General features: G+C 68.1%; 24 protein-coding genes. 13 read left to right on the forward strand and 11 right to left on the reverse strand.

What is annotated here, in order from left to right:
- Nucleotides 1-83: 83 nt before the first annotated feature.
- The 5 genes from IE307_RS29680 to IE307_RS29700 all read right to left on the reverse strand — a co-directional run bounded on the left by IE307_RS29680 (nt 84) and on the right by IE307_RS29700 (nt 5,543).
- Nucleotides 84-800, reverse strand: coding sequence for an ABC transporter ATP-binding protein (locus IE307_RS29680; RefSeq protein ID WP_191302684.1), 717 nt, complete (start codon nt 798-800; stop codon nt 84-86).
- Nucleotides 797-1,615 (reverse strand): ABC transporter ATP-binding protein, encoded by an 819-nt coding sequence (locus IE307_RS29685; RefSeq protein WP_191302685.1) that lies wholly within the window; start codon nt 1,613-1,615, stop codon nt 797-799. The genes IE307_RS29680 and IE307_RS29685 overlap by 4 nt, the downstream gene beginning before the upstream one ends.
- Nucleotides 1,612-3,327, reverse strand: coding sequence for a branched-chain amino acid ABC transporter permease (locus tag IE307_RS29690; protein ID WP_191302686.1), 1,716 nt, complete (start codon nt 3,325-3,327; stop codon nt 1,612-1,614). The genes IE307_RS29685 and IE307_RS29690 overlap by 4 nt, the downstream gene beginning before the upstream one ends.
- Entirely contained in the window at nt 3,324-4,238 is a 915-nt protein-coding gene (locus tag IE307_RS29695) for a branched-chain amino acid ABC transporter permease (protein ID WP_191302687.1), read from the reverse strand. The genes IE307_RS29690 and IE307_RS29695 overlap by 4 nt, the downstream gene beginning before the upstream one ends.
- 78 nt (nt 4,239-4,316) lie before the next feature.
- Nucleotides 4,317-5,543 (reverse strand): branched-chain amino acid ABC transporter substrate-binding protein, encoded by a 1,227-nt coding sequence (locus IE307_RS29700; protein WP_229905198.1) that lies wholly within the window; start codon nt 5,541-5,543, stop codon nt 4,317-4,319.
- Between the two features lie 685 nt (nt 5,544-6,228).
- Between IE307_RS29700 and IE307_RS29705 the strand changes: the two genes are divergently transcribed.
- The gene (locus IE307_RS29705; RefSeq protein ID WP_191302688.1) at nt 6,229-6,480 is read left to right on the forward strand and encodes a hypothetical protein; all 252 of its coding nucleotides are present in this window, start codon (nt 6,229-6,231) and stop codon (nt 6,478-6,480) included.
- A gap of 22 nt (nt 6,481-6,502) precedes the next feature.
- On the opposite strand, the gene IE307_RS29710 is transcribed toward IE307_RS29705, so the two are convergent.
- The 4 genes from IE307_RS29710 to IE307_RS29725 all read right to left on the reverse strand — a co-directional run bounded on the left by IE307_RS29710 (nt 6,503) and on the right by IE307_RS29725 (nt 9,131).
- The gene (locus IE307_RS29710; protein ID WP_191302689.1) at nt 6,503-7,114 is read right to left on the reverse strand and encodes an ANTAR domain-containing response regulator; all 612 of its coding nucleotides are present in this window, start codon (nt 7,112-7,114) and stop codon (nt 6,503-6,505) included.
- Between the two features lie 42 nt (nt 7,115-7,156).
- A complete protein-coding gene (locus tag IE307_RS29715) occupies nt 7,157-7,978 on the reverse strand; it encodes a hypothetical protein (RefSeq protein ID WP_191302690.1) in 822 nt (273 codons plus the stop codon).
- A 200-nt stretch (nt 7,979-8,178) separates the two neighbouring features.
- A complete protein-coding gene (locus tag IE307_RS29720) occupies nt 8,179-8,721 on the reverse strand; it encodes a signal protein (protein ID WP_191302691.1) in 543 nt (180 codons plus the stop codon).
- Nucleotides 8,722-8,777: 56 nt separating this feature from the next.
- Nucleotides 8,778-9,131 (reverse strand): PLDc N-terminal domain-containing protein, encoded by a 354-nt coding sequence (locus tag IE307_RS29725; protein ID WP_191302822.1) that lies wholly within the window; start codon nt 9,129-9,131, stop codon nt 8,778-8,780.
- 264 nt (nt 9,132-9,395) lie between these two features.
- Between IE307_RS29725 and IE307_RS29730 the strand changes: the two genes are divergently transcribed.
- The 5 genes from IE307_RS29730 (at nt 9,396) to IE307_RS29750 (ending at nt 14,000) form a co-directional block, all read left to right on the forward strand.
- Nucleotides 9,396-10,982: a thiamine pyrophosphate-binding protein gene (locus IE307_RS29730; RefSeq protein ID WP_191302692.1), complete on the forward strand. Its 1,587-nt coding sequence runs from the start codon at nt 9,396-9,398 to the stop codon at nt 10,980-10,982.
- Nucleotides 10,983-11,010: 28 nt separating this feature from the next.
- Nucleotides 11,011-12,390: a glycosyltransferase family 39 protein gene (locus tag IE307_RS29735; protein ID WP_191302693.1), complete on the forward strand. Its 1,380-nt coding sequence runs from the start codon at nt 11,011-11,013 to the stop codon at nt 12,388-12,390.
- A gap of 110 nt (nt 12,391-12,500) precedes the next feature.
- A complete protein-coding gene (locus tag IE307_RS29740; RefSeq protein WP_191302694.1) occupies nt 12,501-13,334 on the forward strand; it encodes a helix-turn-helix domain-containing protein in 834 nt (277 codons plus the stop codon).
- Between the two features lie 13 nt (nt 13,335-13,347).
- Nucleotides 13,348-13,518 (forward strand): DUF397 domain-containing protein, encoded by a 171-nt coding sequence (locus IE307_RS29745; RefSeq protein ID WP_191302695.1) that lies wholly within the window; start codon nt 13,348-13,350, stop codon nt 13,516-13,518.
- Nucleotides 13,515-14,000 carry a DinB family protein gene (locus tag IE307_RS29750; protein WP_191302696.1) on the forward strand — a complete coding sequence of 162 codons (486 nt, stop codon included), beginning with the start codon at nt 13,515-13,517 and terminating at the stop codon, nt 13,998-14,000. The genes IE307_RS29745 and IE307_RS29750 overlap by 4 nt, the downstream gene beginning before the upstream one ends.
- A gap of 13 nt (nt 14,001-14,013) precedes the next feature.
- Here IE307_RS29750 and IE307_RS29755 read toward each other — a convergent pair whose 3' ends face one another.
- Nucleotides 14,014-14,931: a LysR family transcriptional regulator gene (locus IE307_RS29755; protein ID WP_191302697.1), complete on the reverse strand. Its 918-nt coding sequence runs from the start codon at nt 14,929-14,931 to the stop codon at nt 14,014-14,016.
- Between the two features lie 82 nt (nt 14,932-15,013).
- Between IE307_RS29755 and IE307_RS47010 the strand changes: the two genes are divergently transcribed.
- The 6 genes from IE307_RS47010 (at nt 15,014) to IE307_RS29780 (ending at nt 20,610) form a co-directional block, all read left to right on the forward strand.
- Nucleotides 15,014-15,262 carry a hypothetical protein gene (locus IE307_RS47010; RefSeq protein WP_229905200.1) on the forward strand — a complete coding sequence of 83 codons (249 nt, stop codon included), beginning with the start codon at nt 15,014-15,016 and terminating at the stop codon, nt 15,260-15,262.
- Complete coding sequence (locus tag IE307_RS29760) at nt 15,243-16,403, forward strand: NAD(P)/FAD-dependent oxidoreductase (RefSeq protein ID WP_229905201.1); 1,161 nt, start codon at nt 15,243-15,245, stop codon at nt 16,401-16,403. Before IE307_RS47010 ends, IE307_RS29760 begins: the two co-directional genes overlap by 20 nt.
- A gap of 8 nt (nt 16,404-16,411) precedes the next feature.
- The gene (locus IE307_RS29765) at nt 16,412-17,530 is read left to right on the forward strand and encodes a Glu/Leu/Phe/Val family dehydrogenase (protein ID WP_191302699.1); all 1,119 of its coding nucleotides are present in this window, start codon (nt 16,412-16,414) and stop codon (nt 17,528-17,530) included.
- Between the two features lie 175 nt (nt 17,531-17,705).
- Nucleotides 17,706-18,791 (forward strand): CaiB/BaiF CoA transferase family protein, encoded by a 1,086-nt coding sequence (locus IE307_RS29770; protein WP_191302700.1) that lies wholly within the window; start codon nt 17,706-17,708, stop codon nt 18,789-18,791.
- A 1-nt stretch (nt 18,792) separates the two neighbouring features.
- Nucleotides 18,793-19,965 (forward strand): acyl-CoA dehydrogenase family protein, encoded by a 1,173-nt coding sequence (locus IE307_RS29775; RefSeq protein ID WP_191302701.1) that lies wholly within the window; start codon nt 18,793-18,795, stop codon nt 19,963-19,965.
- Between the two features lie 102 nt (nt 19,966-20,067).
- A complete protein-coding gene (locus IE307_RS29780; protein ID WP_191302702.1) occupies nt 20,068-20,610 on the forward strand; it encodes a TetR/AcrR family transcriptional regulator in 543 nt (180 codons plus the stop codon).
- Here IE307_RS29780 and IE307_RS29785 read toward each other — a convergent pair.
- Entirely contained in the window at nt 20,607-21,302 is a 696-nt protein-coding gene (locus tag IE307_RS29785; RefSeq protein WP_191302703.1) for a peptidylprolyl isomerase, read from the reverse strand. The two genes, IE307_RS29780 and IE307_RS29785, sit on opposite strands and share 4 nt — an antisense overlap.
- A gap of 167 nt (nt 21,303-21,469) precedes the next feature.
- Between IE307_RS29785 and IE307_RS29790 the strand changes: the two genes are divergently transcribed.
- Nucleotides 21,470-21,664: an antitoxin gene (locus tag IE307_RS29790; RefSeq protein ID WP_191302704.1), complete on the forward strand. Its 195-nt coding sequence runs from the start codon at nt 21,470-21,472 to the stop codon at nt 21,662-21,664.
- The last annotated feature ends 17 nt before the right edge of the window (nt 21,665-21,681 follow it).

Below are 21,681 nucleotides of genomic sequence, written 5' to 3' on the forward strand. Positions count from 1 at the left end.
CCCTGCTCGGCCGACCTCCCCGCGGGTGAACGAAAGCGGGGTGGAGGACCAGGTCCTCCACCCCGCTCTCACAAGCAGAAACCTCAGTGAGCCTCGCCCAGGTACGCGTCGCGCACCCGCTGGTCGGCCAGGAGCGAGTGCCCCGGACCGTCCAGAGTGGTCTTGCCGAGGTCGATCACGTACCCGTGGTCCGACAACGCCAGCGCCGCCAGGGCGTTCTGCTCCACCAGGAGAATGGTGGTGCCGAGCGACTGCAGCTCCTTGATGGTGTCGAAGATCTTCTGCGTCATGATCGGCGAGAGACCCATCGAGGGCTCGTCGAGCATCAGCAGGCGGGGCTTCGACATCATCGCGCGGCCGATGGCCAGCATCTGCTGCTCACCACCGGAGAAGAGGCCGGCCTTGTTCTGCCGGCGCTCCCCCAGCACGGGGAACAGGTCGTACACGCGCTGGATGTCCGCCTCGACGCCGTCGTCCTTGCGGACGTAGGCGCCGAGCTGCAGGTTCTCCTCCACGGTCATCCGCGGGAAGAGCCGGCGGCCCTCGGGGCAGTGGGCGATGCCCTCACCGAGGATCGCGTGCGCCGCGTCGTTGTGGATCGGCTTGCCCTGGAACAGGATCTCGCCGTTGGTCGGCCGCAACAGACCCGAGATGGTGCGCAGGGTCGTGGTCTTGCCCGCACCGTTCGAGCCGATCAGAGACACGATCTGGCCGGCCTCGACGGTGAACGAGATGTCGCGGACGGCCTCGATCGCCCCGTAGGAGACCGAGAGGTTGCGGACTTCGAGCAGCGCGGTCATGCCTGCTCCTCCTCAGCAGCAGCGGCGGCCTCGACGTCGTGCTGGACTTCCTCCGGCGGCTTGCCGAGGTACGCCTCGACCACCCGCGGGTCCGCCCGCACGACCTCGGGGCTGCCCTCGACGAGCAGCTCGCCCTGCACGAGCACGGAGACCGAGTCGCACAGACCGAAGATGAACTTGATGTCGTGCTCGATGACCACGACGGACACACCCGTCTCGCGGATGCGGAAGATCAGCGCCTGCGTCGCTTCCGTCTCCTGCGGGTTCATGCCCGCGGTGGGCTCGTCCAGCAGCAGCACCGCCGGGTCCGTCGCCAGCGCACGCGCGATCTCCAGACGGCGCTGGTCGCCGTAGGGGAGGTTGCGCGAGAGCTCGTCCTCGACGTTGTTCAGGCCGACGAACGCGAGCAGCTCCCGCGACCGCTCGCGGGCCGCCTTCTCACCGCGCTGGTAGGCGGGACCGTGGAACAGCGAGGCCAGCGGGCCCTGCTTCATCCGCACGTGCCGGCCGACCATGACGTTCTCCAGCACGGTCATGCTCGGGAACAGGCGGATGTTCTGGAACGTGCGGGCCACGCCCGCGTCCGTCACCTTCGCCGGGTCGCCGGGCAGGACGTTGCCCTTGAGCAGCACCTGCCCGGTGGTCGGCGTGTACAGACCCGTCAGGCAGTTGAAGAACGTGGTCTTCCCCGCGCCGTTCGGGCCGATCAGGCCGACGATCTTGCCTTCCTCGAGCGTCAGGGTGACGCCCTTCAACGCCTTGAGGCCACCGAAGACCATCGAGACGTCGCGCGCCTCCAAAACTGGCGTGCTCATGCCTTCTTCGCCTCCAAATGCGCCTCATCGGCGTTCTCGTCGGCGCGTTCGACCATCTCAGCGCGCCTGTGCGCATCGGGGATCAGGCCGACCGGCCGGAACCGCATGATCAGGATCAGCGCGAGGCCGAAGATCATGAGGCGGTAGTCCTCGAAGTCGCGGAGCTTCTCGGGCAGCACGAACAGCAGCGCGGCACCGAGAACGGCGCCGGGGATCGAGCCCATGCCGCCGAGGATGACCGCCGCGAGCAGCGTGACCGATTCGAGGAACTTGAACGACTCGTACGAGACGGTGCCGTTCTTGTGCGCGAACACCGCGCCCGCGAGACCCGCGAGCATGGCACCGATGAGGAACGCGAGGATCTTCATCTTGCCGGTGCGGATGCCCATGGCGCGGGCGGCGTCCTCGTCCTCGCGGATCGCGATCCACGCGCGGCCGATGCGGCTGAACTTGAGGTTCGCGAACACCGCCATCGTCGCCGCGACGAGCAGCACGATCAGGACGTAGTACAGGACACCGGCCGGCAGCTTGACCGCGCCGATGGTGAACGACTTGTTGAACTCGGCACCGAACAACGACAGCGCCGGGATGCCCGGGATGGCGTTGGAGCCGTTGGTGAAGCCACCGATGTCGTTCTGCGCGGAGCGGGTGAAGATCTCACCGAACGCCAGCGTCACGATCGCCAGGTAGTCACCGCGGACCCGCAGCGTCGGCGAACCGACGATGGCGCCGAAGATGCCGGCCACGACGGCCGCGATGACGGCGGCGACGGGGAACGGCAGGTCGAAGCCGAAGTACGCGGTGGCGGCACCGGAGAAGTTCGCTGCCACGAGGGCACCGATGCCCATGAACGCCACGTACCCGAGGTCGAGCAGACCCGCGAGGCCGACGACGATGTTCAGGCCGATCGCGGTGGCGGCGTAGATGCCGATGTTCGCCGCGACCGTCATCCAGTACTCGTTGCCCGCCTCGGTGAACGGCAGCAGCAGCGCGCACGCCGCCAGCACGATCACGCTGAACACGCGGTGCTGTTCCGACAGGACCGAGATCCAGCGGACGAACCCGACGCCGCTCAGCGCGGCGAGCAGACCGCCGGCGAACCCGAGGAACGACAGGAAGATCGCACCCGCGTACGGGTTGGCGGAGCCGACGCCACCGGTCGTGAGCATCGCGGCGACGGCGTAGAGCACCGCGCCGAAGGACACCAGCAGCACCAGGTACGCCACCGGGGTGGAGACCTTGAACTTCCACTCGCCCACCGGCTCGATGCCGATGCCGTACCCCGCGAGGATCGTCAGCACGCCGGCGATGAGGCCGACGACGCCGCCGAACGCCGTGGCACCGTCAAGAGCCGTGATGGCGCCGAGGCCGCCGCCCTTGACCGTGATGTACGCGGCGTTGACGAACGACACGATGGTGAGGCCCCAGCCGAGCGCCCGGACGACCCGGCCCTTGGACGGGACGGGCGCGAAGGCCGCGACGAGGACGAGGATTCCCAGCACCAGCAGGTGCCAGCGGAAACCGGTGACCAGGAACGGCGCGTCGAAGAACTGCAGCGTCGACTTGTCCGGCCAGTTGCCGTCGTTGAGCGTGAACGTGACCCACGGCAGCAGCGCCGCGACGATGCCCAGGACGCCACCGGCGGCCGCGAACGGCTTGCCGAGGGGCGCGAGCGCTGAGCGCTTGCCAGAAGAAGTGTCGACCGTACTCATGCGCGCACCCTTTCCGGCTCACCGAACAGACCCTGCGGGCGGAAGACGAGCACGAGGATCAGCACGACGAAGATCCAGACGTAGTCGTACTGGGTGCCACCCGGCATGTACTGACCGGCGACGGTCTTGATCAGACCGATGATGAACGCGCCGATGACCGCACCGCGGATGCTGCCGACGCCGCCCAGGACGGCCGCCGTGAAGGCGAAGATGCCGTTCTGGAAGCCCATGTCGATGTTGATGTTGTTCAGGTAGCCGCCGAACATGATGCCCGCGACACCGGCCAGCACGGCGCCGATGATGAACGTCAGCACGATCACGCGGTCGGGGTTGACACCCATGAGCTTCGCGGTGTCGGGGTCCTGCGCGGTGGCTCGCATCGCGCGTCCCATGCGGGAGCGGTTGATGTAGGTCTGCAGGATGACCGCGAGTCCCACCGAGAGCACGACGAGCAGGATGCCGGTCCAGGAGATGTTGACCGAGCCGATCGTCAGGTTGCCCTCGGGGAAGACCTTCGGGTACGGCAGGTTGGACTTGGCGTTCGGGTAGAAGACGCGCACAGCCTCCTGCAGGAACACGGACACGCCGAGCGCTGTGATGAGCGGTGCCAGCCGGGGTGCGTTGCGCAGCGGCCGGTAGGCGAACCGTTCCATGATCACGGCGACGAGGACCGCCACCGCGATGCCGCCGACGAACATGAGCGGCAGGGCCACGGCAGGCGACTTCTTGAGGTCGTCAGGAAGAAGCGTGAACGTGGCGAGGCCTCCGTACGAGGCCACCATGAAAACCTCGCCGTGGGCGAAGTTGATCAGCTGGATGATGCCGTACACCATCGTGTACCCCAGGGCGATCAGGGCGATCAACGCACCCTGAATGACCCCGTTGGCCAGCTGTTGGAGCAGGACTGACACGACTACCTCCGTAGACGGCGGGGGCGAGCAAACAACGCCCGCCCCCGCCGTGTCTTCAATCAGTGATCAGGTAGTCGATCAGCCGGTGAACTCGCCGGTCTGAACGTCCTTCCACTTGCCGGACGTGACCGAGTAGACGGTCAGGACCTTGTTCGTGCTGTCGCCGTACTGGTCGAACTTGACCGCACCGGTGGCGCCGGAACCGCTGTAGGCACCGACGTTGGTCAGCATGGCGTCACGCTTCGACTCGTCCCAGGTGCCACCCTCGACGGTCTTGGCCAGACCACCGATGATCGCGTTCGCGGCGTCGTAGGAGAACGCACCGTAGGCGGCGTAGTCCTCCTTGCCGAACTTCGCCTTGTACGCGTCGACGAAGGCCTTGGCCGTGGCCAGGGACTCGGTCGGGGCACCGACGGAGGTGGCGAGGTCGCCCTCCTTGCCGCCGAGCTCGATGTACTTGCCGTCGAAGATGCCGTCGCCGCCCATGACCGGAACGTCGAGACCGGCGTCCTTCATCTGCTTGGACAGCGGGCCGGCGACCGGGTACTCACCGCCGTAGTAGACGGCCTCCGGGGCCAGAGCCTTGATCTTGGCGATGACGCCGGAGAAGTCGGTGTCCTTCTCGCCGACCTTCTCGGTGCCGACGATCGTGCCGCCCTTCTTGGCGACCTGCTTCGACAGCTCGGCCGCGAGGCCATCACCGTAGGTCTTGCCGTCGGTGATGATCGCGATCTTCTTCTTGCCGGCCTTCTCGACGAGGTAGTTGGCCGCGTACGGGCCCTGCAGGTCGTCGGTGGTGCAGACGCGGAAGTAGTTGTCGAACTGCCGCTTCGGGGCCGTCAGGAAGTCGTTGCCCCTGGTGAGCGACGGGTTCGTGTTGGCGGGCGACACCTGGGGGATCTTCTTGTCCCGCAGGATCGGCTGCACGGTCTGGGCGACCGACGAGTTCAGCGTGCCGACGACACCCACGACGTTCGGGTCGGTCGACAGCTTCGTGGCGGCCTGGGCACCCTTGGCGGGGTTGGCCTCGTCGTCCTGGGCGGACACGGTCAGCTTGAAGCCCGGAACCGTGCACTTCTTGTTCGCCTCGTCCACGGCGAGCTCGGCGGACTGCTTGATGCCGACGCCGAGAGCGGACAGGTTCCCGGACAACGGGGCGACAACACCGACGGTCAGAGTGCCCTTCGACGTGTCGCAGCTGCCCCCGGTGGTGCCGCCGCCCTCGGTCTTGTTCGAGCCACAGGCTGCAAGAACAAGCAGCGAGGCGCCGACGATCGCTGCGGACTTCACAGAGTGCTTACGCACGTGATGTCCCTCCTATATCCCTGCTCCCGGCCACGCGAGATCTCCGCGCGCCGCTCCATCACCCTCTCCTGAGGGATGGCCGGAACCTAGGCGATGACTGTGACCGCAGTCATCAAAGCCAATGGGCTCGTGACCATAACGCAACTCGGCGTTATGTTTTACTTAAGCAATCTCACAGACTGTAACCTTCGTTCACTCTTTGGACGGCTGCCATAACGTGGACGTATGACTCCGCGTCGCCGAGTGATCACCGCGATCGCCGCGGCCGCGGTTCAGGCGGCGGCCGTGCCGGTGTTGCGCCCTACCGATGATGCCTCGAAGAAGCCCAGCTCGGGGGCCGTTCGCTCGACCAAGTACACGGCAGATTTCGTCGAGGTTTCCACTCGACCGCCCCCGCTCAGCCCGCCGTCCTCCGTATGGAGCAGCGACGGACGAGTCCAATGGCCCGCCCGTGGACGGCGCGGCCGGGTACGAGGCTGCCGGAACACTCGTCGCATCGCCCGAGACCACGGGCTCCGGAAGCCCGGATCACCTCGGACCCATACCTCCTGCTGATGCGATCCGTGTCGTGGTGGACGACTCCGCGGCCCCGGAACGCGCGGAGCAGGCGTTCTGCATCGATTCGAAGCGGTGCTGACAGATAACGATGTGCGCGTCGTGCAAGACGGCGTCCGTTTTGCCCGTGATGACGGCTGAGTTCGTCCGTGTGACCCCGAACGACGTGGCGCTGGTAATCACCCTCGACGCCACTCCGGCGCGTTCAGTGGCGCCGTTAGCGGGCTTCGAGGCGTACGTCGACAGCTCTCTCGCGGCGACCGCGACGATTCCCGGCGGCGTAGACGGCCGGCACGAGCCGAGGTTCTCGCTGAAGGGTGGCCACAACGTCGAAGTCCGCCTGCGCCCCGACGATCCGGGGCGGCAGACGGACTCCGTGTGACTCGAGCTCAGCTGACGCTGACTCAGCCGAAGTTCTCGATGACGGCCTCTGCGACGGCCTTCATCGTCGTGCGGCGGTCCATGGCGGTGCGCTGCACCCACCGGAACGCCTCCGGCTCGCTCAGACCCTGCTTGGTCATGAGAATGCCCTTGGCCCGTTCCACCGTCTTGCGGGTCTCCAGTCGCTCGGTGAGCCCGGCGACCTCCTGCTCCAGCGCGGCCAGCTCGCTGAACCGGCTCATCGCCAGCTCGATCGCGGGCACGAGGTCCCGCTTGGCGAACGGCTTGACCAGGTAGGCCATCGCACCCGCGTCGCGGGCGCGCTCGACCAGGTCGCGCTGGCTGAACGCGGTGAGGATCACGACCGGCGCGATCCTGTTGCCCGCGATGTGCTGCGCCGCCTCGATCCCGTCGACCTTGGGCATCTTGACGTCCAGGATCACCAGATCGGGGTCGAGCTCGGTCGCGAGCTTGATGGCCTCTTCACCATCTGCGGCCTCGCCCGCCACGTCGTAGCCCTCTTCGCGCAACATCTCCACGAGGTCGAGGCGGATCAGCGCCTCGTCCTCGGCGACGAGCACGCGGGGGGCCTTGCGCGTGGCATCGGACTGGGCCTCGGCAGCCTGCTGGGTCACCGGGGTCCTCCTGACGATCGTTCCTGCGGGCGAAAGCGCAGTCTACCGGCGGTCAGGCCGCTGATCAGGCTCACCAGCCGTGACGGCAGACACGAACTCCTCAGGCCACGGATAGCTCCGCATGCCCTCCTCGACGTCCTCGGTGGGCGCGTCGATGCGGCGCAGCGTGACGGGGCGGGTAGTCCCGAAGTCCGGGTGGCCGAGCTTCTGCCGGATCTCGTCCTCCGCAGGACCGCCCGCCCACTCGACGAACCAGGTCCCGCCCATCGGGAGTGCTCGCAACCAGCTCGCGTCATGCCACAGGTGTACCCGGCGCAGCAGGGCGCTCCCAGTGGCCGCTTCCGCGACCTCGTCGTCGTTGCCGCCGCCGTCGGTGTACTCGACACCGCGGTGCTCGTGCATCCAGCGCACGTAGCGCATGCCCAGGTTCCAGGCCTGCTCGTCGACCCCGGCCAGCACGACCCCGGCATCTCCGGTGGTCAGTTCGGCCGAGCGCCGGTACTGGCGGTGCCCGAGACCGGCGACGCCCATGCCGAAGCCGCCCTCGGTGCGCGGCAGCAGTTCGAACAGCAGCGGGCCGAGGGCCCGGTCGCCCAGGTGCAGCTTGAGGGGCTCCCCCGGTTCCACGGTCCGGAACGCGTGGGCGGGCCTGATGATGCTCGCGGGCGGCATCAGCTGGAGCATGCTCGCCGCGGCGCAGCCCGCGAGCAGCACCTCGGCCTCGAGCCGGCGCTGGGCGTCGGTGGTCGCTTCGGGCAGCAGCGTGTCACCGTCGCGGACGGCGGGAACCGCCTGGGACAGGTTCTCGCCCGTGTAGGTGCGCCGCAGATCGGCCAGCTGGTCCGTGGTGGACAGACGTGCCATGACAGCAGTCCTCGTTTCCGCCGCCCGGCTCGGCAAGACAAGGACGCATGTGTCACGCGTCTACGTGGTCGGTTCGCTTCGGCGAGCAGGAGTTGCTGAACACTGCGGCGGAGAGTGCCGCTCACTGCCGGGGAGCGGCTCCAGCCTCACGTCTGCTCGGACGCCAGGAACCACGGTACCGGACCGGCGCACCTGATTTTCTAGTCGGCGCCCACGATCAGCTTGTACTTGACGTCGACCGCCCTGCCGCCCGCCGACCCGCGGATCACGAGCTCGTGCTCACCGGACGCGGGAGCGGGGATCCACGCGTAGAGGCCGCACCCGACCGAGTTGATCCGGCCCGTCTGGGCGCCGTACGGGTTGCCCGCGCGGGCAACGTAGGTGAACGGCGTGGCGGAGACCTTCGTGAGCGTCTGGGTGGAACCGTCCACCAGCACCTCGCCCTGCGCGCTCTTCATGAACGTCTCGCAGGAGGCGATGTCGCTCGCGAGGTTCACGACGGGCGCGAGCAACGGTTTGTCGGCGGGGACCCGGCACTGCCGCTCGACGGGCTCCTCACCGAGCGACCCGGCGAGCAGCCAGACCTCGACGGGCTGGTCGCGCATGCAGTAGCGCCCGGAGGTGTCGGAGACGGGGTTGCTGTTCGAGGGCTGGGAGGCCCAGGTCCACCAGCGCGCCTGGAAGTCGGCCGGCGCCAGCCTGTCCGAAGTGGACGTCTGCGGGGAGGGGGGTTGTGCCGCCATTTGCGCGTTTCCGCCACAACCGGCGAGCAGAACAACTAAGAACAGCAGGACAATCCTCACTGGTTCTCGCGTCCCTTGCGTCGTTGTTCCTCCGCGCGCTCACGGCAGCGGCGCAGGAACTCCTGGTCGTCGTCAGCATCGGTGGCCGAGAAACGTCCCGGCCGGTCGTACTCGGGAAAGGCAGGAGCGCCGCGCTCGTGTGCCGCGAAACGCGCGCGCCCGGTCCCCACCGGACGGCCCGCGACGAGCCAGGCGATCGACCCCACCAACGGGAACAGCAGGACCAGGAGAAGCCACAACAACTTCGGCAGATTGCGCGCCGAGCCTTCATCCGTCGTGATGACGTCCACCACGGCGAAGATCGTCAGTCCCAGCATCAGCACTCCGAACAGCCCACCGAAGTACAGCATCTCCACCCCCAGGTCGTGCGGTCGCCGCACATCGTGGCACAAGAATCACTTGCCGCACATGGTTCACATGTCAATCACATGCGAAAACAATTCAGGGACCGGCGGACAATTCACTCGACAAAGCGAAAACCCCCGCTCGAATTCCGTTGCACGATCCAGAAGACCATTCCCCGGCCCGGAACGTTCACAGCACCGCTGACGCTGAGCACCAGAGCTGCTCCGCACTCGTTGCCCACCCGGTGAACGGGCTTTAGCGTCGGACGCATGCCCAGGGGTGCCGAGAGGTTGCTGGAAGTGCTGGCCGCGCACGACGTCGAGGTGGTGTTCGGCCTGCCAGGAGTGCACAACCTCGCGATCTGGGAGGCACTGCAACGGAATCCGGGCATCCGCATGATCGGCGTGCGCCACGAGCAGACGGCGGTCTACGCGGCAGACGGCTACGCACGCGCCACCGGCAAGCTCGGCGTGGCGGTGGTGACCACCGGGCCCGGCGCGGCGAACACCCTGGGCGCCACGGGCGAGGCGTGGGCGTCCGGCAGCCCGGTGCTCGTGATCGCCACGGACATCCCGTCGACGCTCCGCCGGCCCGGTGTCCACCGCGGCGTCCTGCACGAGACACGCGACCAGAAGGCCATGTTCGCGTCCGTCACCAAGGCGTCGTTCGACGTGCCGTCCGCTCAGCAACTCGGCGCGCACACCGACAAGGCCGTCCGGCAAGCCCTGCGAAGCCCGCACGGCCCGGTGTACCTGGGCGTCCCGACGGACTTCCTGTCCGCCGAAGCCCCGCACCACACCGTGACGAAGATCGAGCCCGCTCACACGACCGTCGACCTCACCGAAGCCGTACAACTCGTCGCCGAGTCGTCGAGGCCCCTCATCTGGGCCGGCGGCGGTGCGGCACGGTCCGGGGCAGGCACCGCCGTCAGCGCGTTGGCCGCCAAGCTGCAGGCACCGATCATCACGACGTACGGCGCGCGCGGCCTCACGGACAGCCCTCACGTCGTGCGCGGTCCAGTGCACGCGCCGCCCGTCGGAAAGCTGTGGGACGACGCCGATCTGGTCATCGCCATCGGCACCGACTTCGACGGCATGATGACCCAGAACTGGCTGCAACCGCGGCCGCGCGCCCTGCTGGCCGTCAACATCGACAAGGCCGAGGCGAACAAGAACTACCCGGCGGACGTCACGCTGGAAGGCGACGCGGCCACCGTCACCGCCGCCCTCGCCGCCGAGGTGACCTCCAAGCAGGCCGGCGTCGACCTGGCGGCGGTCGGCACCGAGGTGCGCGCGCTGGCCGAAGCCGACTCGCCGGAAGCCGTGAAACTGTTGCAGGCACTGGAAGGCACCGACGCCACGATCGTCGCCGACATGTGCATCCCCGGCTACTGGATCGGCGGCTTCCACCACGTCACCAGACCCCGCGGCCTCGCCTACCCGGTCGGCTGGGGCACGCTCGGCTTCGGTTTCCCCGCGGCCATCGGAGCGGCCGTCCACCACCGCACGATCGCCGTGGTCGGCGACGGCGGCTTCCTCTTCGCATGCGGTGATCTCGCGACGGCGAAACAGGAGGGCCTCCCGCTCACCATCGTGCTCGTGGACGACGGCGGCTACGGCATGCTCCGCTACGACCAGCAGATCGCGAACCACACCATCAGCGGCGTGGACCTCACCCGCCCGGACTTCGCCAAGCTCGCCGAGAGCTTCGGCATCCCCGCTGTCACCCTCACCGGCTTCGACGACCTCAGGACCGCCCTCTCCGCGGCGAAGGGCCCGAACATGATCGTGGTCAACGCGAGCCTCAAGCCGCCGATCACCACATCCCCGCGCTGGTACCGCAAAACCACCACTTGATCACGCACCCGCTGGGTACCGTCCGTCCATGGGACGTGGGCTGGGGATCGTGCTCGCCGTGCAGGCGTTGGTGCTGACCGCGTTGTCGGGCCGCTACGGCTTCCACCGCGACGAGCTCTACTTCATCGCCGCGGGCAAACGCCCCGACTGGGGCTACGTCGACCAGCCACCGATCACCCCGCTCCTCGCCCGCCTCACGACGGAGTTGTTCGGCGAGACCCCCGCCGGACTCCGCGTGATCGCCACCCCCCTCGCCCTGGCCACCACCGTCGTCGTAGCCCTGATCGCGAAGGAACTGGGCGGCGGCTCGATCTTCGCGGCGGCCGCCTCGGCGACGTCGACGTTCGTCCTGGCCCTGGGCCACATGCTCTCCACCGCCACCGTCGACCTGCTGGTCTGGGTGCTCATCGGCTACTTCGCGATCAAGCTCCTCAAGACCGGCGACGGCCGCTGGTGGCTCGCCCTCGGCGCAACGGCCGGCGTGGGCCTCGCCAACAAGTGGCTGCTGCTCTTGTTGTTGGCGTCCATGACGATCGCACTCCTCGCCGTCGGCCCGCGCAACGTCCTGCGCACCTGGTGGCTCCTCGCCGGCCTCGCGGCGTGCGCGGTGCTCGCCGCACCCGTCGTCATCTGGCAAGCACTGCACGACTTCCCGTTGCTCACCGTCGCCCAGGGCATCAGCGAGGACGACGGCACCGAGAACCGCATCATGTTCATCCCCATGCAGCTCCTGCTGCTGTCCCCGTTCCTGGTGCCGGTGTGGGTGATCGGCCTGCGGAACCTGTGGCGCGACAGGACCTTCCGCTCGATCGCGCTTGCCTACCCGATCCTCTGCGTCCTGTGCCTCATCACCGGCGGCAAGCCCTACTACGCCGTCCCGCTGCTCCTCGTGCTGATGGCCGCAGGAGCACGCCAAGCCCAGGAATGGCTGCTGCGCCGCAAGGCGATCGGCAGCGTCCTGGTGGCGTTGAGCGTCGCACCGGCCGTGATCGGCTCCCTACCGGTCCTGCCGGCCGGCGCCCTGACCCCGGTCATCGCCATCAACCCCGAACAGGGCGAACAGGTCGGCTGGCGCGAACTGGCCCTCACCGTCCAGGACACCCACCTCGCGAACGACCGTCCCGTCATCATCACCCGCAACTACGGCCAGGCGGGCGCGATCGAAACCCACACCGGACTCCCCGTCTTCTCCGGCCACATGTCCTTCTACGACTGGGGACCTCCACCCTCCGGCGCCAGGCAGGTGCTCCTGGTCGGATTCCGCGAGCCGCCGTTCAACGAGTGCAAGGTCGTCGCCCAGCACCACAACCCCGTGGAGAACGAAGAAGACGGCACGGAGATAAAGCTGTGCACGGCACCAACGGAACCATGGGACACCTTCTGGCCAAAACTGCGTCACTACTACTGAAACAACACCGGCCACTTAGGACGTTGGAAGCCTTCCACCACGCACCCCTCTTCGGCTGAATTCGGCGGATCCTGTTGGAATCGCTCGTTGTTTGGCCCTAACGTCATTTCATGCCAAAGAGAGACTCCACGGTCCGAGGCCGCGAGTTCGGCGCGGGCATACGCGCGGCCATCGAAAGTGCAGGCCTCACCGGCCGAGGCGCATCACAACTCGCCGGGTGGGATCCTGCCAAGCTGTCCGACCTGATGAACGGCAAAGGCGGCATCAGCGAGCACGACCTCGTCCGGCTGCTGGGCGTGTGCCGCACCCCGATCGCCGAGTCGGACCACCTGCTGACGATGTTCCGCGAGGCGGACCGGTCCGGCTGGCTCCAGGTCCACGGCGAGAGGTCCCCCGGCTGGCCGCGCACCCTCGGCGAGAACGAGAAGGTCGCCACGGAGGTGATCTGCTGGAGCACGCATCTCATCCCCGGTCTGCTCCAACTCCCGGACTACCTGCGCGCGTTGATCGCAGGCAATCCGAACTCACCCGCGAAGGAAGCCGACGAACGCGTCGCCACCCGGACCGCGCGCCAGCAACAGCTGATCAACCGCCGGTGCGCGATGACCTTCTTCATCCACGAACAGGCGCTGCGGCTTCCCATCGGCAGCCCTGAGGTGATGTCGGATCAGCTGGACCACTTGGTGACCATGAGCGTCCGCCCGTACATCACCTACCGAATCGTGCCCACGTCGATCGGCGCTCACGCGGGCACGGCAGGTTCCTTCACCTTCATGAAGTTCGACAAGTTGCCTTCCGTCGTCTTCATCGACGCCGAGAACCACGGCGTCTATCTCGACGACAAAGCCTCCATCGACGCCTACTCGCGCATCCTCAAGGCACTCGATCAGACCGCGCTGGGCGTGGAAGAATCGAAGGAGTTGATCGTCAGCATCATCTCCTGAGGAGCCGATCGCGATGACCGAATGGCGTAAGAGCAGCTACAGCCCCAACGGCACCGACTGCGTGGAGATCGGGCGCGGCGTCGGTGTGCGGGACAGCAAGGCTCCCGCCTCCCGCATCGCACTCGGAACAGCCGCCTGGTCCGCGTTCCTCGCCGCGACGAAGGCTGACAAACTCGCCCGGTGACCCGAACCTGGCCCGAGAAGCACGCCACCGACGAAGGCGTGCTCGCCTGGGAGTTCCTCGACTTCCTCCGCAAGACCGCCGTGCTGAAGGTCGACGGCCTGACCCGCGAGCAGGCCGCGACGGCCCCGATCGCGACGTCCCCGAAGCTGACGGCGCTCGGCGTGCTCAAGCACCTGACCGCCGTCGAGCGCTACTGGCTGGGCATCGCGGGCGCGGGTCTCGACCTGCCGTCGCTGTGGAAGGGCGACCCGGACCCGTCCTGGGACCTCGACGCCGACGACACCCCCGCATCGCTCATCCAGGCCTATCGCGAGGAATGGGCGAACGCCGAGGCGCTGAAGAAGCTGGCCCCCGACGCGACTGCGGCGGACGGCGAGCGCACCGTGCGGTGGATCCTGGCCCACGTGGCGCAGGAGACCGCACGACACGTCGGCCACCTGGACCTGCTGCGCGAACTCGCCGACGGCCAGACCGGCGAGTGACGACGGTCCTCCGTCACGGCTGGTTCGTGTAGCTGCCCACACCGCTGCGGCAGACGTCCTGGAGTGCGTTCACCGCGTCACGCAACAGCGGGTTGGTGTTCGCCGTGCGGTGGACGACGTGCACGTGTCTGCGCAACGGCTTGTGCCGCAACGGCATCGCGTGCGTGCCCGGCAGCTCCTTGTACCCGAGCGCGGGCACCAGTGCGACACCGACGCCTGCCGCCACGAGCGACTGCACGACCTCGTAGTCGTTGCTCCGGAACGTGATCCTGGGAGCGAAACCCGCCGCCGCGCACAGCCGCGTGAGGCAGGTGGCACCGGAGGTCCCGTCACGCGACGCGATCCACCGTTCGTCCCGCAGGTCTTCGAGCCTGACGTTGTTCTTCGCGGCCTGGTGCCCGGCCGGCACCATGACCAGGAGGGACTCGTCCAGCAACGGGAGCACGGTCAGCTCCCCCGGCCACGTGCGCGGAACGAGGTCGTACGCGTAGACCAGCGCGAGGTCGAGCTCGCCGGTCAGGACGAGCGGCAGCACGTCGTCCGGCTCCGCCTCGTCCAGGCGGAACTCGGCGCCCGGCAGCTCGGCCTGCAACGCCGCCAGCGCCCTGGGCACGATCCGCGAACTCGCCGTCGGGAACGTGCCGATCCGCAGGCGCCCGCGCAGACCCTGCACCATCGCCTTCACCTCGTGCTCGAACCCGTCGAGCGCGGCGAGCAGCTCACCGCCGCGGTCGGCGATGAGCAGTGCGGCGGCGGCCGGCCTGATCGAGTGCGCCTCGCGTTCGAAGAGCGGCACACCGACCGCACGCTCGAACGCCGAGATCTGCTGCGACACGGCCGACGACGTGTAGCCGAGACGACGGGCGGCCTCAGCGAAGGAACCCGTCTTCACGACCTCGACGAGCGTGCGGAGATGGACCGGGTTGAGCACCAGGCCAGCTTATGCTCGGCTTCGCGAGGTTTCGTTCTGCGACCTCTGGCGCAACCACCACGCACCTACCAGGGTGGGATGCATGGCCCACGTCTCCACGACCCGCCGGACACGTCCGGCGAGGCCGACGGGATCGACGTCCGGGGCCGAGGCGCACCTGCCGTTCGGCGGAGACGGCAGGAGCGGCAACGGCTCCCGGCAGCCGGGCGTGTCGGTGCTCGACCGCCCCGCCCTCCGGCAGTCCGCGAACTCGGACCGCGCGGGGGCACCGCGGAAAACGCGAATGGACACTCTCGAGATCGAGGCGGACCTTGACCACCGCCTCGCCTGAGCTGCCCGCTCGGGCGGAGGTGGTCGTCATCGGCGGCGGGGTGATCGGCACATCCATCGCCTTTCACCTGGCCGAGGCAGGAGTCCGGGATGTCGTGGTCGTGGAGAGGGATGAACTGGGGTCCGGCTCCACCTGCAAAGCGGCGGGTGGAGTGCGCGCCCAGTTCTCCGACGAACTGAACATCAGGCTCGGAGCTCGATCCATCGAACTGTTCCAACGCTTTCCGCAGCGCCCTGGGCAGGAGATCGATCTGCACCAGGTCGGCTATCTGTTCCTCCTCTCCTCTCGGGAACACGTCACGGCGTTCGAGCGCAACGTCGACCTCCAGAACTCCCTCGGCGTGCCCAGTCGAATGCTGACTGTCGAGGAAGCCCGGCGGATGTCGCCGTTGATCGAAACGGACGGCCTGCTCGCGGCGACCTTCTCCCCGGACGACGGGCACTGCACGCCTGAATCCGTCGTCCTCGGTTATGCCACCGCGGCCCGCCGATCCGGTGCCCGTTTCTGCACCAGAACGACCGTGGAATCGATACTAGGGACGGGGTCCGACAGTTTTCGCGTCGAGACCAGCCGGGGGACCGTTGACGCCCGAAATCTGGTGTGCGCGGCGGGTGCGTGGTCGCGGCAGATCGGCGAGATGGTGGGCGTTGACCTGCCGGTTTCCCCGCTGCGACGGCAGATCATGTTCACCGAGCCCATGCCGGAGCTACACGATCGGGTGACCCCGTTCACCATCGACTTCGGCAGCACCTTCTACTTCCACCGCGAGGGGCCGGGACTGCTGTTCGGCATGTCCGACCCGGACGAGACGCCGGGCTTCAAGCTGGACGTGTCCGACGCGTGGCTCCCCCGCCTGACCGAGGCGATCGGGAGACGCGCGCCCAGGCTGCTGGACGTCGGCGTTCGCAACGGGTGGGCGGGGTTGTACGAGGTGACGCCCGACCACAACGCGCTGATCGGCTCGGCGGGCCGGTTCTTCTACGCCACGGGGTTCTCCGGGCACGGTTTCCTGCAGGGTCCCGCGGTCGGCGAGGTCGTGCGCGACCTCGTGCTCGGTCGCGAGCCCTTCGTCGACGTGTCCAGTTTGGACGCGTCGAGGTTCGCCGCCGACCAGGCACGGCCGGAACTCAACTGCGTGTGAGGAATGGGATGGACGTTCTCGAGCTCATGGACGAGTGGGGGCCGGAGAAGGTCGTCTGCGTGTCCGACCGCCGCACCGGCATGAAGGGCGTGCTCGTCATCGACAACACCGCGCGCGGCATGGGCAAGGGCGGCACGCGGATGAGCCCGCACGTGACGGTCGAGGAGATCGCGCGTCTCGCGCGCGTGATGACGTGGAAGTGGGCGGGGGCCGACCTGTTCTTCGGCGGTGCGAAGGCGGGGATCGCGTTCGATCCTTCCTCTCCCGGCAAGGAGGCGGCGCTGCGGTCGTTCGCGCGCAAGCTCTCCAACGAGGTGCCGCGCGAGTACGTGCTGGGGCTCGACATGGGCCTCACCGAACGGGACGCGGCGATCGTCCAGGACGAACTGTCGGACCGCGGCGCTATGATGGGCGGACCGGCTCAACTCGGCGGTCTTCCGTACGACGAGCTGGGCGTCACCGGGTACGGCGTGGCCGAGGTGGCGGACGAGTTGGTGGAGCTGCGCGGCACACGCGTGGCGGTACAAGGCTTCGGCGCGGTCGGCGCCGCGGCGGTGAAGCGGTTCGCCGAGCTCGGCGCTGTCGTCGTCGCCGTGTCGTCGGTGCACGGCGCAGTGGTCGACTCCGGTGGCCTCGACGTCGCACGACTGCTCGCGTTGCGAAGCCAGTTCGGCGACCTCGCGGTGCGGGAGTACGGCGGCGTGCGTCCCCTCGGCGTGGAGCTGCGGGTGCCGTGCGACGTGCTGGTGCCGGCGGCGTTGCAGGACGTGATCGACGCGGACCTCGCGGGCGAGCTCGACACCACCCTGGTGGTCGAGGGCGCGAACCTGCCGACTTCCGTTGCGGCGCAGGAGGTTCTCGCGCGGCGCGGGATCACGGTCGTGCCGGACTTCATCGCGAACGCCGGCGGCGTGGTCGCGGCGGCGTTCGGGATGGACGCGCGGTACTCGCCGTTCCCGGTGAACCCGGCGACGGTGCTGCAGGCCGTGTCGGAGAAGCTGCGGGCGAACGCCGCACACATCGTCGCCGAGGCCCGAAGTCGTGGCGTCACAACACATGTGGCGGCACGGGAGCTGGCGCAGGAACGCGTGCTGGCCGCGATGAAGCTGAAGGGCCGGGTCGCGTGAGGCCGCGGCGAGGTGTGGCGGCCACGTGCCGCGTCCTTGCGGCGGTGTGTGAAGCGTGCGCGGAAACACGCGAGCCGGCCGGAAGGGTTGGCGGCCGTGGACCCGTGCCGCGTGCCGGCGTGCGCGGAAACAGGCGCGCCGGGCACACGATGTCGAAGCAGCAGAGGCGGTGCGCATGAGTTCGCTCGAAGGCGTGGTGATCGCGGACTTCAGCCGGGTGCTGGCGGCGCCCTACGCGACGATGGTGCTGGGCGACCTCGGTGCCGAGGTCGTCAAGGTCGAGCAGCCCGGCAGGGGCGACGAGACCCGCACGTGGGGTCCGCCGCACTACGAGGACGAGGCGACGTATTTCCTGTCCGTCAACAGGAACAAGACGTCGGTGCAGATCGACCTGTCGACGGAGGCGGGCCGGGAGGAGGCGCGCGAACTGATCGCCCGGGCGGACGTCGTCGTCGAGAACTTCAAGCCCGGCACGATGAAGAAGTTCGGGCTGGACTACGAGTCGTTGGGGCGTGACGACCTCGTCTACTGCTCGATCTCGGGGTTCGGTTCCGGCAAGGGCGCGGACCTGCCCGGCTACGACCTGCTCGTGCAGGCCGTGGGCGGGTTGATGAGCGTGACGGGGCCCGGTCCCTACGAGCCGGTGAAGACCGGTGTGGCGCTGGTCGACGTGCTGACGGGGTTGCACGCGTGCGTCGGCATCCTGGCGGCGTTGCGGCACCGCGAGGCGACGGGGCTGGGGCAGCTCGTCGAGCTGGACCTGCTGACGGTGTTGCTGTCGAGCATGGTGAACCAGAGCGCGGGCTTCACGCTGGCCGGCTCGGTGCCGAAGCCGATGGGCAACCGGCACCCGTCGATCGCGCCGTACGAGGTGTTCCCGACGGCTGACCAGCCGATCGTGCTCGCGGTGGGCAACGACCGGCAGTTCCGCCGGTTGTGCTCGGTGCTGGACGTGCCGGAGCTCGCCACCGACGAGCGGTTCGTCACGAACTCCGTCCGGGTGGAGCACGTGGACGAGCTGTTCGAGGTGCTCTCGGCGCGGCTGCGGGCGCGTCCGGCGCAGCACTGGTTCGAGACTCTGACACCCCTCGGCGTCCCGTGCGGTCCTGTCAACGATGTCGCGCGGGCGTTCGCGCTCGCCGAGTCGCTGGGCCTCGGCCCCACCGCGATGATCGGCGACATGACGCTCGTCGCGAACCCCATCCGCCTGTCGCGCACGCCGGTGACCTACCGGCTGCGCCCGCCGAAGCTGGAGCAGTGACGTGCAGGACCCGTTGGAGTTGCTGGACATCCCGTCGTTGCTGAGCGACGAGGAGCGTGCCATCCAGGCCACGGTCGCGGCCTACCTGACCGACCACGTCCGGCCGCACATCGCCTCCTGGTTCGAGGAGGGGATCCTGCCGCGGGAGCTGGCGCGGGAGCTGGCGCGGGAGCTCGGCAAGCTCGGCGTGCTCGGCATGCACCTGGAGGGGTACGGGTGCGCGGGCACGTCGGCGCTGGCGTACGGGCTCGCGTGCCTGGAGCTGGAGGCCGTGGACAGCGGCATCCGCAGCTTCGTGTCGGTGCAGGGGTCGCTGTCGATGTACTCGATCTGGAAGTACGGGTCGGAGGAGCAGAAGCAGGAGTGGCTGCCGCGGCTGGCCGCCGGTGAGGCGATCGGGTGCTTCGGGCTGACCGAGCCGGACTTCGGCTCGAACCCGTCCGGCATGCGCACACGAGCCGTGCGCGACGGTGCGGACTGGGTGCTCAACGGCACCAAGATGTGGATCACGAACGGCGGCCTCGCGGACGTGGCGACGGTGTGGGCCCGGACCGAGGAGGGAATTCGAGGATTCCTCGTTCCTCGCGGCACGCCGGGATTCTCGACTCAGGACGTCAAGCAGAAGCTGTCAATGCGAGCATCCGTCACTTCCGAGTTGGTCCTGCAGGACGTGCGGCTGCCGGAAAGCGCTCGGCTGCCGCTCGCGACTTCCTTGCGCGCGCCGCTCACGTGTTTGAGCGAGGCGCGGTTCGGGATCGTGTTCGGCGCTGTCGGGGCCGCCCGGGATTCGTTGCAGGCGGCGCTCGAGTACTCGGGCACGCGCATCCAGTTCGACAAGCCGATCGCCGCGTTCCAGCTCACCCAGCGCAAGCTCGCGAGCATGACGGTGCAGGTCAGCAACTCGATGCTGCTGGCGTTGCACCTCGCGCGACTTAAGGAGGCCGGCACGCTCAAGCCCGAGCAGATCAGCGTCGGCAAGTACAACAACGTCGAGTCGGCGATCGCGATCGCGCGGGAAAGCCGGACCATCCTCGGCGCGAACGGCATCTCTTTGGAGTACTCGCCCTTGCGTCACGCCAACAACCTGGAATCCGTGCTGACTTATGAGGGCACTTCCGACATCCACCTGCTATCCATCGGCCACGCGTTGACCGGAATCGCCTCATTTCGTTGATCGTTCGCCCTATCCTGCACCTCGCACTGGGTTCGCGGGTGGGAGGACGTTCTGGCGGAGGAGACAAACAGCCGCAGTGACGCGCGTCGCAACCGCAAACGATTGCTGGACGCCGCGACGCACGTCCTGCGGGCTGAACCGGCAACGGCGACGATGCAGTCGATCGCGCGCAAGGCGGCGCTTTCACAGGCGACGGCGTATCGGCATTTTCCGTCCGTGGAAGCTCTCGTGGTGGCCTATCACGTAGAGGTCATGACGTCGTTGGTCGAACACGGCGAACGATCTCGCAAGACCGGCAAGGAACTGTTCGAGCACCAAGCCGCGTGCTGGGTGAAGCTGCAGAAGGTGCACGGCCCGGTGATCGTGCGGTCCGGTTCGCAGCGCGGGTTCCTGGAGCGCCTGCGCGGCGCCGAGTCGATGGCGGCGCTGTCGGGCGACGCGTGGGACCCGGCGTTGAAGGGCGTGCTGGCAGTCCTGGGGCTGCCGGAATCCCTGCTGGACGTGGCGCGGTTCCTGCACAACGCGTTGTTCGACCCGCGGGAGATCCTCGACCTCACGAAAACCGCCGGACTACCTGACGATCAGGTGGTCCGGCGGCTCTCCGACGCGTTCTACGGCGCGCTCACGGGCTGGGCCTCGCGCTAGATGCCGAGCGGGAGCACCCACTTGAGCTCGGACTTGACGTTCGGGCGGCCGTCGAGCGGGTTCTCCCCCGCGATGCCGCCGGCCGCGATCTTGTCCAGGGTCTTCAGGCCCTCGGGCAGGATCTGGCCGAACACCGTGTAGTTCGGGCGCAGGATCGAGTCCGACTGCACGAGGAAGAACTGGGAGCCGTTCGTGTCGGGGCCGGCGTTCGCCATGGCCAGCGTGCCGCGCGGGTAGATGCGGCGCTCGCCGGTCGGGTCGTTCGGAGCCGGCTGCAGGTCAGTCGGAAGTTCGTCCTCGTACTTGTAACCGGGGCCGCCCTCGCCGGTGTTCGACGGGTCGCCGCACTGCAGCACCTTGAGCGTCGGGTACGCGGTGAGCCGGTGGCACTCGGTCTGGTTGTAGAACCCGCGGAGCGCCAGGTGGATGAAGCTGTGCGCGGTGCACGGGGCCTTGGTGCGGTCGAGGACCAGCGGGACGTCGCCCTGGTTGGTCTTCACCTTGACCAGGACCTTGCCCTTGGTGAACCACGGGTCGCGCGGGATCGACACGGGCCGCGCGGCCGGTTCCTCCGGGGTCGCGGTGTAGCCGCAGTCGGGCCGGGCCGTCTGACCGTCCGCGGACGCCGTGCCCGTCGTGATGAAACCAACGGCCAGCGCCGCCACTGCCAGTCCAGCTGCGATTCGCCTCATGCGCGTTTCCTAGCCGAGCCGGTGGCGGCCCGGCAAGCCTTAACGGATCACTCAGCTGTCCCTGGTACGCGGCACGGACGAGCCCGGTCGCGGCACTTCACCCGATCCAGTGAGGTGTACGGGATTCCAGGTGGGGTACCCGAACTGCATAGGGAGGTAATGCAGTCATGGGATTCGACGAGTTGAAGAACAAGGCCAAGGACCTCATCGGCCAGCACGGCGACAAGGTCGACGACGGTGTCGAGCGCGCGGGCCAGTTCGCCGACGACAAGACCGGTGGCAAGCACAGCGAGCACATCGACAAGGGCGAGGACAAGCTCAAGGAAGGCCTCCGGAACTTCGGCGGCCAGCAACAGCAGTGACAGAACCTGTGTGGAGT

It is taken from the genome of Lentzea cavernae (assembly GCF_014653695.1).
Lineage (GTDB): Bacteria > Actinomycetota > Actinomycetes > Mycobacteriales > Pseudonocardiaceae > Lentzea > Lentzea cavernae.